Source organism: Vibrio tasmaniensis (assembly GCF_024347635.1).
GTDB classification, from domain to species: domain Bacteria; phylum Pseudomonadota; class Gammaproteobacteria; order Enterobacterales; family Vibrionaceae; genus Vibrio; species Vibrio tasmaniensis.
The window spans coordinates 3,124,531-3,137,969 of the sequence record NZ_AP025510.1 but is presented as its reverse complement, the minus strand read 5'-3'; the positions used below and the strand labels follow the sequence as shown (position 1 = coordinate 3,137,969).

The following is a 13,439-nucleotide window of genomic DNA, read 5'->3' as shown; positions in this document are numbered from 1 at the left end:
CATAGCCAAGGGTGATAATATTAGCAGCAACTATAGTGTTAGGGTGAATTCAGTGCGATTTTCGTTGTTTTTGATTGTTATGTGTTGGAGTGTTTTCGTTTCAGCTCAAACAAAAGATGTGTTGGTTATTCATTCTTATCATCAAGGTTTTTTCTGGACTGATGATTTCCACAAAGGATTATCAGAAGAGCTAGATCGCGATGGGTTATCGTATCGAGTTGTTTATTTAGATAGTAAACGTACTCAAAACCCAGAATATTTAGAGCGCGTTTATCAGCTTTATCACACCAAGTTGATGCATGAAGAATTTGCAGCGGTTGTGGTGAGTGACAATAACGCCCTTAATTTAATGAAGCGTCTTGCGCCCGATCTCAAAGATACGCCAGTCATCTTTGGTGGCATCAACAATTTTTCCCCTGAAATGATTGAAGGATTGAACGCGACGGGTATTACTGAAGATATTGATTTAGTCGGTAATATTGAGCTAATTAAGCGCCTTCAAGCAAGTGTAAAGAAGATATACATAGTTACAGATCACTCAGTCACGGGTGATGCTATCCGCTCACAAGTCGATCGTTCTATTGAGGCCCACCCCAATTTTTCCGATTTGGTAGAGCATTATGTGCCTGACTCTTACCAAGAGTTAATAGCGTTTTCTCAGCGAACCGATCTGGATCAGAGTTTACTTTTTTGGGCCTATTATCAGCGATGCTGAAGGTAACGTGAGTAGCGTTGAAGACTGGCGAAAATTGAATATAAAAACCCAAATGCCACTGTATATGGTGCATGATTTGGGATTGGGTTTTGGTGCGATAGGCGGTGTTATTCAAAGCGGTGAAACGCAAGGTCGAGATACGGGACGTGTTTTATTGAAGGTACTTGCGAACCCAAATGCCCCTCTGCCTTTGGTCGCTCCTGGCGCATCGGAAATTAAACTCGACTACCAACAAATGTCACGTTGGGATCTGGGAGCTGAGACTGAAGCCTCTGTTACCTTCCTTAATAAACCTAAGTCATTTTTGATGCGCTATCGCGATGAAATTCGAACAATAGTTCTACTTTTTCTAGTGATGTCGAGTGTTATCGCGACCTTGATTTACTACCTCAACCGCCTGAAGAAAAGTGAGCGAGCCAGCCGACAGAGCCAACTGTTACTGGAGTCGATATTCGATCAAAGCCTACAGTACATGGGCATTCTTGATAAAGGTGGAGTCCTGCTGTCGAGCAACAGTAAGCTGCATGAGCTTCTTTATAATCAAGGTTATAAATTGGGAACACCTCTCCAAGAATATTGGGATGATGCCGCTGGCGAAGTGCTGAAGGAATACTTTGCTGAAAGGGATGAGTATCCAACCCTACGATTTGAGGCTGAGGTATGGTGCCGTGATCGTGGTGGAATGGTGCTAGATATCTCTTTGAAGCCGATGCCGAGCAGTGAAGAGGACACGATTCAGTTCCTATTTGAAGCTCGTGATGTTACCTCGCGAAAGCTTGCTGAGAACAAATTGTTCCAACGTGAAGCGAATCTCAAACTGTATTACGACAAGCAGCCGGTGATGATGATTACACTGGATGTCAATAATCGTATTCAGCAAGTGAACCAGTTTGCTGAAGAGTTACTAGGCTATCCACTTGATCAGCTTTTGGGACATCGCCCTAGAGAGTTCTATGTGGATGAAAATGCGATGATTCCACGTCATATTTTGTTGCAACCACAGCATAAAATACGCGGCGTGTGGCGTCGTGATATCGAGTATCGTCATGTGGATGGTAGAACGATCTGGATTCGTGAAAATATTCGTCCACTGGTCGACTCGGGTCAGCTGTTGATTGTTGGAGAGGATATTACTGAAACACGCGAACTTTCTGAAAAGTTAGAGTACCAAGCGCGTTATGACCTGCTTACTGACACTTTCAACCGCAACCACTTTGAGCAAGAGCTACAAAAGGCGCTGAAAGAGGTCGAAAGTCATATGAGAACTCATGCGATGTTGTTCTTAGATTTGGACCAATTGAAGGTACTGAACGATACAGCAGGGCATGAAGCGGGTGATGCCGCGATCTTATTTAGCGCTAATCTGATAGAAGATGTGCTTCCTTATAATGCTGTTTTAGCTCGAATGGGGGGAGATGAGTTTGCGGTATTAATCAAAGACTGTACTGAGCGAGATGCTGTTAATGTCTGTCACAGTATTATATCTATGATGAGTGAGAATCCATTCTTATGGGGTGATATTCATCTCAATCTTACCTGTTCTATCGGAATTCGATTGATTGATCATACTGCCGCTTCATCACAAATGGTGCATGCACAGGCAGATGCCGCTTGCCATGCCGCTAAAGAGGAAGGTCGTAATCGTTATCACCTTTATCATCTAGATGATGAAGATCTTCGCCGCCGCCATTTAGAAATGGAATGCGTTAACTTGGTACATGAAGCCTTAGCTAATGATCGTTTAGAGCTGTTTGCTCAACGTATTCTTGGCCTAGAGGAAAATAGCAACAAAATGCACTTTGAGATACTGGTGCGCATCAAGAACGTCCAAGGTGAGTACATTTCACCGGGGATCTTCATGCCAGCGTCTGAGCGCTATAACATCGCGCATTTGATTGATCGCCAAGTCGTCAGTCAAACGTTGAGTTGGTTGGAGCAACGCCCGCATCTCGTTGATGATTTGGGGATGTGTTCGATAAACCTTTCTGGTCACTCGATGGGTAACCGAGAGTTTGTTGAATTCTTGATTGAAAGTTTGGCGAACTCATCAGTGCCTTGCCATAAGATTTGTTTAGAGATCACTGAAACGGCCGCCATGAGTAATATGAAGCAGGCAATCAAGTTCTTTACTCGAATTAAAGAGCTCGGCTGTTTGATTGCTCTGGATGATTTTGGTTCAGGCCTATCGTCATTCGGATATTTGAAGGCATTACCCGTTGATATTGTGAAAATTGATGGCCTGTTTGTGCGTGATATTGATGTTAACGAGATGGACTATGTGATGGTTCGTTCGATCAATGATTTAGCGAAGCAGATGGGCAAGCACACGGTAGCTGAGTTTGTTGAAAATACTCAGGTTCTCGATAAGTTGATTGAACTCGGTGTTAACTATGCTCAGGGCTATGTTATTGGCCGACCGAAGCCATTGGGCGAGCTTGTTGAAGAGTTAAGGCAAGAAAGAGAGATCGAATAATCGGTTTAGGTAAGCCGACTTTAGCTGTGAATACTTTTCACCGTTAATATGTATTGTTGAGGCAATCAGGTAAACTGGTTGCCTCTTTTGTTTTGAATACTACTGTCTGTTGGAGACGACCTTGCAACTACAACTGATTTGCGAAGATGCTACCCAAATCGATCATTTAAATGACTTAGCGACCCGTTGGAATTTATCTCATGATGAAAGCAGCGATTTTGCTTTGGTACTGACTTGCGAGCGACTTGAGCTACGTAAAGTCGATGAACCTAAGCTTGGCGCTATTTTTGTTGATTTAGTCGGCGGAGCGGTTGGCCATAGACGTAAGTTTGGTGGCGGTAAAGGTCAGGCAATTGCCAAAGCAGCGGGTTTAAACAAAGGCGCAACGCCAACTATTCTTGATGGTACTGCAGGCTTAGGGCGTGACGCGTTTGTATTGGCTTCGTTGGGCTGTAAAGTGCAGATGGTCGAGCGACATCCAGTTGTGGCTGCATTATTGGATGACGGCCTGCAGAGAGCACAAAAAGACCCTGACATCGGCGGTTGGGTTAGCGAACGTATGAAGTTGATTCACGCTTCAAGTCACGACGCGCTGGATAAACTCAGCAACGACCCTCACTTCGAACAGCCTGATGTGGTGTACCTCGATCCAATGTACCCACACCCAGAGAACAAGAAAAAGTCGGCTTTGGTTAAGAAAGAGATGCGTGTATTCCAATCTTTGGTTGGCGCCGATCTGGATGCCGATGGTTTATTTGAGCCTGCGATGAAGCTGGCAACGAAGCGCGTTGTGGTCAAAAGACCGGATTACGCAGCATGGTTAGACGAGCAAAAACCGAGCATGGCAATCGAAACTAAAAAAAATCGTTTTGATGTGTATGTGAAAGCATCAATGACCTAGTTAAGACATCAATTGCTCAGTTAAAGCATCAATTACTCAATGAAAGCATCAATAACTTAGAGGCGCGCTAAGAAAATTTCCCGTCATAAATACGATAAATCACCATTTAACACTTGCGATAGTCGCGTTACGGATGTATATCTAACTAAGAATCATTATTATTCTTAGCTGGAGTTGTAGCATGGCTAAACGCTTTTGTAAGTTAAACCGTCGAGATATCACTGAACACCTAGGAGAGATCCACAGCTTGGTTACTGAACCTAAGTTTGTGTGTCGTTCTTGTGCGCGTTCTTCAGCGGATCAAGCGAACCTATGCAAACCAACAGCAATTCCACCTCTTGGTTGTCAAAACAAACCCGTTGAAGAAAAAGCCGCATGCGGCCTGTTAGCGGAAACCTTACCTGCACCCGAGCTATCACTTGCTGAAATCAACGAGACTCTTGAACCTGTTGTTCAAATGTTCGATCCGGCCGTTGCTGATATTGCCGCTGATGTCATAGATAAAAAAGCATCACAGAAAAAAGCCAAACTGAAAAAACGAATCGCTAATGCGAGTGGTGATGAAAAAGCCGATCTCAAGCGAGCGAAGAAAGCGGCCAAAAAACAAGAGAAGTACAACAAAAAGCTCGCGAAGATGATTAAGAAGCAGCAAAAGCTGTTTAAGAAAAGTCAAAAACTGGAAAGCGACCTTGAACGTATCAACCTACAACTTGATGACGTAGCTTTCACTGAAACCAAGACTCAGGTAGTGAGCCATAGTCACATTCACTGAAACAGATACAAATAGCTTATTGCTACAACGATGATTAAAAAAGAGCGACCTTATTAGGTCGCTCTTTTGCTTTTTGGGGTTATCCGAGCCAATTCATTTAGCTCTGTTCACTTAGCTTAGTTTAGTTCACTTAGCTCAGTGAAAGCGGTTAGGCGTTGCTTGTGGATCTCGCAACACGCTTTTTGACCCATGTCTCATTGACGAACAGAGAGAACAAGATAACCGCGCCGCCAATGGCCAATCGAACCAAATCGACGTCTCTGTTCCAAATCAGGATGTTCACCACAAGGCCAGCTGGAACTAAGGCGTTGTTCATTACAGCCAGTGCACCAGCATTCACCATGCATGCACCTTTATTCCACATAAAGTAACCTAGCCCTGAAGCAATCAAGCCAAGGTAAATCAGGATGCCCCATTGAAGCGTGGTTGTTGGCAGCTTCTCAGGGTTACCTAAGAGTATGAAAGCAACCGAAGCGACGCATAACGCACCCAAATAGAAGTAACCAAATACTGTGCGCTGAGGTAACTCTGTCGATTCCTTCTCCATCACTACTTTGTAAGCAACTTGGCCGATAGCAAAGCACAGGTTTGCACCTTGGACTACGAGGAAACCGACTAAAAAGTTTTCGTTGATACCCGCGAATTTAATGAATACAGCGCCCAATACAGCAATCGCCGCTGTCACTAAATACCACGGAGAGAATTGTCCTTTGAGGAAGTCATAAATAAGCGTGACGTAAATTGGGGTAAAAACGGTAAACAGAAGGACTTCAGGAACGGATAGCAGCAAGAAAGACTGGTAATAGAAGCAGTACATCAGCCCAAGCTGGATACCACCAATAGCCATCAACTTAGCGATCAGCTTGCGCGAGATACCTCGAAACTTCAGGAAAGGAAGAAATACAATGCCAGCAAGGGCAACACGCATTAATACAGAAAACCAAGAATCAACCTGACCAGCAAGGTACACGCCGATCAGGCTAAAAGAGAAGGCCCATAAGAGGGTAACACTAGCTAAATAGCTCATATAAAAACTTCGTTAATAAGATATGAGCTGTATGTTACCTAACCTTAATTCATTAGTCTTCTGAATCTCTTAGAGGCACGACCAGCATATCAACCGGCGAGGCATTGATCAGTTGTCGTGTTGAAGAGAGCAGCTTGCTCCAAAAATCTTGGTGGTGACCACAAACCACTAAATCAACATTGAATTCATTGATGGTGTCACACAGTTCATGGCTCAGGTCGCCGCTGCCCACTAAGGTGTGGGTAATAGGGTATTGAGCGTGTTCTGCGAAATTTTGCAGCTGAACTCGAGATGCTTCCATCGCGTTGTGCTGGGTTTCTGCCATGTTGATATCAATTAGGCCAGTATAGAGCTCTGCATAATTAATATCGATATGGATAAAAGAGACTTTGGCTTCCAATGGTTTAGCCAATGCTACCGCTTTATCCACAAGTAATTTGCTGTCATCTGATAAATCGACTGCGACCAAAATATGTTTGTAACTCATATCGCTACCTCTTCTATTCATTGCCTAACTAAAGATTAGCACTATGCAATGCCTTTTTTTGCTGAAGTGATCTCATATCCATTGTCTTGCGTAATGTTTGCTCGAAATATTGGTTAACTAATGGCCTGCGAGATATTCATAAAATAGTGATATAGTAGAGAAAACTGAAGATGTAATTAGGAGTCTTAAATGCTATCAAAAACTATGGTAGAGCAACTGAACGATCAAATTAATCTAGAATTTTTCTCATCCAACCTATACTTACAAATGAGTGCTTGGTGTGAAGACAAAGGATTTGAAGGTGCAGCAGAGTTTCTGCGTGTTCATGCAGTAGAAGAAATGGAACACATGCAGCGTCTTTTTACTTACGTAAGTGAGACAGGTGCAATGCCAATTTTAGGTGCGATTGAAGCGCCAAAACATGAATTTGATAGCCTTGGGGCTGTGTTCCGTGAAACTTACGAACATGAACAAATGATTACTCAAAAGATCAACAAACTGGCTCACGTTGCTTTCAGCACACAAGATTACTCTACCTTTAACTTCCTGCAATGGTACGTTGCAGAGCAACACGAAGAAGAGAAGTTGTTTAAAGGTGTATTGGATAAGCTAGAGCTTGTTGGTGAAGACGGTAAAGCACTGTTCTTTATTGATAAAGACCTAGCGCAATTGGCAAAAGATGGTTCATCTTCAATTATGGAAGCTCCTGCCGTTTAGGTAGTACGAGAAAGACACTGATTATCTTTTTCTTTTGAGTTTTCTTATGAAGATGTAGGGAGGAAAGGATGATCAGCGGCGACACTATTCTATTTGCACTAATGGTTGTGACTTGCGTGAACTGGGCGCGTTATTTTACTGCGCTAAGAACACTCATTTATATTATGCGAGAAGCGCATCCTCTGCTATATCAACAAGTAGACGGAGGCGGTTTCTTCACAACTCATGGCAATATGACCAAGCAGGTTCGACTGTTTAGTTACATCAAAAGCAAAGAGTATCACCATCATCACGACGAAGTTTTTACGTCGAAGTGCGATCGTGTAAGACAGTTATTCATACTTTCTTCTGCTCTGCTAGGTGTAACGTTGCTGTCTTCTTTCATCGTCTAAGTTATTTAGTACGTGTGAAGTAGAGCTTAGGTTTTTGGTGTAAAGCTTCGGTTGTTGATTCGCTGAGCTAAGTAGTGGTTTGCTGCTGTCTGCAAATTGTACAATTGAACATCAATTGCAAAGTTTAAAATTGCCGCTAAAATAGCGAGCAATTAGTAAGGATGTGCTGTTTATGCACATCCTTTTTTATTGATGGCATGTCGAGAACAGGGCGTACTCGGGGTGCAAAAGTGAAGAAAGCAGAACCCCAATGAGTGAAAAGTTTGATGTAATCGTAATTGGTGCGGGCGCCGCGGGCTTAATGTGTGCTGCGGAAGCGGGAAAACGCGGCCGACGAGTGCTGGTGGTTGATCATGCAAAGAAACCAGGCAGAAAAATTTTAATCTCAGGTGGCGGCCGTTGTAATTTCACTAACTATGATGTTTCAGCCAACAACTTCCTATGTAACAACCCTCACTTCGTGAAGTCTGCTTTATCTCAATACACCAACTGGGATTTTATCTCGATGGTGAGCAAGTACGGCATTGAGTTCGAAGAGCGCGATCATGGCCAACTGTTCTGTGTCAATGACCATACGGCAAAAGACATTGTGAGTATGTTGCTTGAAGAGTGTCAGCAGGCGAAAGTTGAACAGCGCTACCGTTGTGATGTTCACTCAATCGAAAAAACAGACGCTGGCTTTAAGATGCACCTTAATACCGACGAGGTTGAGTGTGACTCACTTGTTGTAGCAACGGGTGGTTTGTCGATGCCTAAACTAGGCGCAACCCCATTTGGCTATAAGATTGCTGAGCAGTTTGGTTTGTCTGTGATGCCGACTACTGCGGGTCTAGTGCCATTTACTCTGCATAAAGAAGACAAAGAAGCTTTCGCTGAGCTTTCAGGAATCGCGATTCCTGCGGAGATCACAGCGCAAGACGGTACCTTATTCAAAGAAGCGTTGCTGTTTACTCACCGCGGCTTATCTGGCCCTTCGGTACTGCAAATTTCTTCATTCTGGAAAGCGGGTCAGTCGGTTTCGATTAATCTAGTACCAGAAGTGGATGTGGCGGAGTTACTGGCTAACTCTCGCGAGAAGCACCCAAATCAGAGCCTGAAAAATACCTTAGCTAAAGCACTACCAAAGCGTTTCGTAGAGGTGCTGATTGATCGTAAAGAACTGGAAGACAAGCCGCTCAAACAGTTCAACGAAAAGCAGCTAAATGAAATTGTAGAACATCTAGAGAACTGGAAAATTGCGCCAAACGGAACCGAAGGCTACCGAACTGCCGAAGTGACTTTAGGCGGCGTCGATACTAACCACCTATCTTCAAAAACCATGGAGTGTAAGAGCGTGTCTGGCCTCTACTTCATCGGTGAAGTGATGGACGTAACAGGCTGGTTAGGAGGCTATAACTTCCAATGGTGCTGGAGTTCTGGCTTTGCAGCAGGCCAGTGGGTTTAAGCGTGTGTAGAGACAATAAAGTTCGCCCGTAAGCACTAAAGCTCGCCCGTAAGAACATTTTTAGACAATAAAGTTTGCCCGTAGTGGCCCTGCTTACTATGATTCATATAGGCAAACTTTGTTGGATTTAGCATGGGACGTGGACGAAAGCTAGAATCGTTTAAAGATTTTGAACGAGCATTAAAGAATAAATACGGGATTGGGCAAGGCTTTAATTACAAACCTTGGCTTAGGATTCAGGATGTAAAATCCAAAGGTACACGTTCACTGATCTATGGTAGAAAGTCTCAACGAGATCACCATATGATGTCTTCAATTGAAAGTGAGCATTTCTACCTTGCTGAGTTTTCAAATAGTGTGGTTGATATTAGAGAGCAATTTCCACTTCTTCCTTTAAATTACACGCAAAAAATAGCTAAAACACTTGGTGTAGAGCACCCTAAACACCCTCAATCTAAAGAGCCTATTATCATGACAACGGATCAGTTGCTCACGATAGACTCCCCTCAAGGCACTACATATCATGCAATTTCTGTAAAACCCGAAGATGACTCGGGTGATCTACGCGTACTTGAAAAAATAGATATCGAGCGAGTCTGTTGGGAATTGCTTGGAGTTAAGTTTAGCTACTTTACGGGAAATGAATTAACGAGAGTTCAAAGTAGTAACCTTCATTGGGCAACATCCCCTTTTCGTGAGAACCCGAAAGTTTTTTCTAGTGATCAGGTTGATTGTGCTCTCTCTGTTCTGGCTATTGGGCAACACTTTATTGAGGATCTATGTAATCAGCTAATATCAATGAATATTACATCTGATGATGATGCTCTATTGTTAATTCGTTTCCTCATAGCTGATAAATTTATTGATGTAGATCTATCGACTAACATCTCTGAATCTGGGCTTATTGATGTGAAGTATGTAGCCGAACACCAAGGAGGCATTCTATATGGAGCTTACTAGAAATAGCGTTTGGAGTGTGAATGATTCGGATCTGCTTGAAGATGGGCTCTATCGTTTGCTGGATATCATGCAAGATGTTGAGTCTGTCATTTTATATTCGCTTACTGATACTTCAACAACGGTAAGGCCTATAGCAGTTTCACTAGAAAGCTTTATTGAACTCGTTTCTAGCCGTAAAGCCAAAAAAGCACATTATGAGTTGCCAACGTATCTTTTGGTTGATGAAGGCAATATTTCAGATGCACATATTGGTCGCCGAGATAAAAATTATGGTTACATCAAAGGTATTGTATTCGATCGATCCTTTGTTTTTGATTATGCGACTAAGAAACGCGTACCTCAGCTTGCTGAATATGCTAAAGACGTGGGTGTCGACCGTAAATCTCTATCTAGATTACTGACCTTATATTGGCGAAATGGACAGGACAAAATGGCTCTCTTGCCTGCCTTTTCGAAAAGTGGTGGCTCTGGGCGAGACAGAGAGCCAACAACTAAACCCTTGGGAGCACCAAAACAACCAAGAACTATAGCTGTTAATCGAGCAGACAAGTTTATTGTCAGTGATGGCGACAAGAAAAAATTCAAAAAGGCGTTAAAGAAATATTACCTCAAAGAATCAGGACTGACGCTGGCAAAAACTTATGACAACTTGCTCAAGGATAGCTATTCAAAAGAGATAAAATTAGCTGTAGCTTGTGGTAAGCCTCCTTTAGTCCCAACCCAAAAGCAGTTTAGTTATTGGCGAACAAAGCTATTTAGTAAAGAACAAATAATCAAACTACGAACCTCAGAGAATGATTACCTCAGAAATAAAAGAGGGGTGCTAGGCAGTATAATTGATCGAAGTTATTTACCTGGAGCTCACTTTGAAATTGATGCAACAGTTGCTGATGTACATATTGTCTCCGAACTTAGATCTCAAAGTGTCTTAGGACGCCCGACGATATATATCGTTGCAGACAGAGCAAGTCGGATGATAGTTGGTATGCATGTGTCACTCTATCATGCTTCATGGAGAGCGGCGCGTCAGGCATTAACAAATAGTTTCTTACCTAAATCTGATTACTGTAAGGGCTTTGGTATAGATATAGAGGATTCAGAATGGCCTTGCGCGCATATCCCTAAAGAGCTGGTTTGTGACAATGGCGAAATGATTGGGGTACAACCCAAAAAAGCGCTGACGCCAATGACTCAATTATCATTTACTCCACCATATAGACCTGACTGTAAAGGGGTAGTAGAGAAGCGATTTGATATTATCAATAAAGAAGTTCTTCATGAGCTATTGGGTACAACTAGAGGTGGTCAAGTTGTTAGAGGTAGTGGAGACCCTAGAAAAGATGCGATTTATACACTCAAAGAAGTTACGGTTGAAATAATAAAAGCTGTACTAGAACATAACCGTTCGATTCTTGATGGTTTGGCTTATTCTAGCCCTTTACTTATCGAGAATGACTTATCACCAACGCCGCTCAATTACTGGAAAATACATGTCGCAAAACATAGGCATGAACTTCAATCAGCTAATAGTGATGATGTTATTGCTAGATTATTACCTTCAGCAGAAGTCAGCATGACTCTAAATGGAATATGCTTCAATAGGATGTACTATTCATGTTCAGAAGTCGAAGAGCTTAATTTGGCATCCGTTGCAAGGTCATCTGGACGTTGGAAATTAGAAGCTCGTATTGACGAGAACACAACTAATTACATTTATGTTCGCTTAGATAAAAACAGAGAATTTGTTAAATGTAAGTTGTTACCTCGGAGTCGAATGTTGAGTGATAAATCTATGTTTGAATCAGACTTTATTCAGGATTGGATCGATATTAAGAAAGAGGTAACGCCAATATCGACAGCCTCAATTGATGCTCACAAGCACCGTCAGGATGCTACTCGACAAGCAAAGCGCAGAAGCGAAGATGCAGAGAAAGTCTCTTTTAGAGATAAAACTGTTAATACTCGTCAACGTCGAAAAGGAGAGCTAGAAGCAACCACAAATATGATTGCATCAACACCAGAACCTTCAACCAAGAATAAAGTGTCTGCTCCCTTATCTACCGGTAACAAAGTTATTCCGTTGCCAAAAGGTAGAAAAAGAAGAACAAGCAAAGGTGAGTCATGAGAATTGAACCTGCTTCATATAAAGATGCAATTCTTCCTGAGCATCGAGGCAATCCACTTATAGAAGCTCTCCCAGTTAAGGAAACCTGGGAAAGTGTCATGGAGGTCTTTAGCAATTACCCTGACTATTCAGAAGAAATTGCTGAACACCCAGATCCATTGGTTCGCGATGAATACCTAAATCGTATTGAAGAAATCAGGCAGCCGCTGACCGATTATGAAGAATGCTTCCGTGCTGTTGAAAGAGCTATAAAAAAGGGCTACTCGGCCAAGAATCCATTGAGCCCTTCAACTGCCCAATTCTTGCATTATTTGGTTGATGAACGACCTAATATAAAGCCGAGAACTGGGTACTTTAAACCCAAAGGAGATGGACTTACTCTAATTGGCGAAAGTGGTGTTGGTAAAACCTCAATGGTGGAGCAAGTCCTAGAATATTTTCCTACAGTAATTGTGCATGAGTCTTATAAAGGCCATCCACTCGAACTAAGAAAACAAGTTGTCTGGATAAAAGTAGACTGCCCTAGCAATTCCAGTGTTAGGGATCTCTGTGAGGAGATACTCTCTACACTCGACTTAACCCTAGATAGGGAAAGAACAAAACCAGCAGGGACAATTGGAGAGTTAATTAGGCAGCTAGAGCGGTCAATCAAATCAAGTTTTCTAGGTATGCTCGTGATTGATGAAATGCAAAATCTAAAGTTTAAAAGAACAGGTGGAGAGAACAATCTATTAAAATTCTTACATCGACTAATGAACAAGTTAGGTGTTCCACTTTTCTTTGTCGCAAACCCCCCGTTTGACAAGTCTCTAATTAAAGAGCTCAAAGCTGCTCGCCGCGCTGAAAGCGGTTATCACCATACTATGTCTGTTTTGACAAGAAACAGCATTTCATGGAACGCGTTTATAGACCAACTCTGGCAATACCAATGGACCAACGTTTATACAGAGCTTACAGAAGAGCTTAATGATGCACTTCATACACTTTCGGTTGGCAATATAGATATGGCGAGCCGTACTTACCGAGAAGCACAACGGTTAGTTATTGGAGCTGATGATGAGCGTATTACGCCTGCAACATTAGAATCAGGTAATGCTGTTGCATGCGGGCTTTCAAGACAAACTGAAGAAGTGAAAAATCTCAAAGTGGCCATTTCGCTACCCAAGGGTAGGAAACGTAGTACTCGGAGTATAGAAAACCCAGTGGTAAAAACTGTCGATAAAACAGGTGATATCACCAAACCACAGCACCCCGAGTTTACTTCTAAGCTTATTGAATTAGTTGAAGCTGTTGATTTAAAAGCTCGAATTGATGACCCTAACCTGTTCCAGCAAGCTGCAGGATTAGAGGACCCTATGCGTTACCTAAGATCTCGAAATATCGTTCTTGACGATCCACTCTCAGAACTCGCCTATAGTTAATTAAT

At 42.5% G+C, this 13,439-nt stretch carries 10 protein-coding genes and 1 pseudogene; 9 read left to right on the top strand and 2 right to left on the bottom strand.

The window, feature by feature from the left end; all coding sequences use genetic code 11:
* Positions 1–79: 79 nt before the first annotated feature.
* The 3 genes and pseudogenes from OCV44_RS13975 (at position 80) to OCV44_RS13965 (ending at position 4,861) form a co-directional block, all read left to right on the top strand.
* Positions 80–3,188, top strand: a pseudogene (locus tag OCV44_RS13975) (EAL domain-containing protein).
* A gap of 121 nt (positions 3,189–3,309) precedes the next feature.
* Positions 3,310–4,089: a class I SAM-dependent methyltransferase gene (locus OCV44_RS13970; RefSeq protein WP_139684810.1), complete on the top strand. Its 780-nt coding sequence runs from the start codon at positions 3,310–3,312 to the stop codon at positions 4,087–4,089.
* A gap of 181 nt (positions 4,090–4,270) precedes the next feature.
* Entirely contained in the window at positions 4,271–4,861 is a 591-nt protein-coding gene (locus OCV44_RS13965; RefSeq protein ID WP_139684809.1) for a hypothetical protein, read from the top strand.
* Positions 4,862–5,009: 148 nt separating this feature from the next.
* Here OCV44_RS13965 and OCV44_RS13960 read toward each other — a convergent pair whose 3' ends face one another.
* The gene (locus OCV44_RS13960) at positions 5,010–5,888 is read right to left on the bottom strand and encodes a carboxylate/amino acid/amine transporter (protein ID WP_086050313.1); all 879 of its coding nucleotides are present in this window, start codon (positions 5,886–5,888) and stop codon (positions 5,010–5,012) included.
* Positions 5,889–5,940: 52 nt separating this feature from the next.
* The gene (uspA, locus tag OCV44_RS13955) at positions 5,941–6,375 is read right to left on the bottom strand and encodes a universal stress protein UspA (RefSeq protein ID WP_009848061.1); all 435 of its coding nucleotides are present in this window, start codon (positions 6,373–6,375) and stop codon (positions 5,941–5,943) included.
* Positions 6,376–6,564: 189 nt separating this feature from the next.
* Between uspA and ftnA the strand changes: the two genes are divergently transcribed.
* The 6 genes from ftnA to OCV44_RS13925 all read left to right on the top strand — a co-directional run bounded on the left by ftnA (position 6,565) and on the right by OCV44_RS13925 (position 13,434).
* Complete coding sequence (ftnA, locus tag OCV44_RS13950) at positions 6,565–7,092, top strand: non-heme ferritin (protein WP_004735556.1); 528 nt, start codon at positions 6,565–6,567, stop codon at positions 7,090–7,092.
* Between the two features lie 68 nt (positions 7,093–7,160).
* Positions 7,161–7,484, top strand: coding sequence for a universal stress protein UspB (gene uspB / locus OCV44_RS13945; RefSeq protein ID WP_009848060.1), 324 nt, complete (start codon positions 7,161–7,163; stop codon positions 7,482–7,484).
* Between the two features lie 250 nt (positions 7,485–7,734).
* Complete coding sequence (locus OCV44_RS13940; protein ID WP_139684808.1) at positions 7,735–8,928, top strand: BaiN/RdsA family NAD(P)/FAD-dependent oxidoreductase; 1,194 nt, start codon at positions 7,735–7,737, stop codon at positions 8,926–8,928.
* A 132-nt stretch (positions 8,929–9,060) separates the two neighbouring features.
* The gene (locus OCV44_RS13935) at positions 9,061–9,888 is read left to right on the top strand and encodes a TnsA endonuclease N-terminal domain-containing protein (RefSeq protein ID WP_139684807.1); all 828 of its coding nucleotides are present in this window, start codon (positions 9,061–9,063) and stop codon (positions 9,886–9,888) included.
* Positions 9,875–12,013, top strand: coding sequence for a DDE-type integrase/transposase/recombinase (locus OCV44_RS13930; protein ID WP_139684806.1), 2,139 nt, complete (start codon positions 9,875–9,877; stop codon positions 12,011–12,013). The genes OCV44_RS13935 and OCV44_RS13930 overlap by 14 nt, the downstream gene beginning before the upstream one ends.
* Complete coding sequence (locus OCV44_RS13925) at positions 12,010–13,434, top strand: ATP-binding protein (RefSeq protein WP_139684805.1); 1,425 nt, start codon at positions 12,010–12,012, stop codon at positions 13,432–13,434. The genes OCV44_RS13930 and OCV44_RS13925 overlap by 4 nt, the downstream gene beginning before the upstream one ends.
* Positions 13,435–13,439 lie beyond the last annotated feature (5 nt).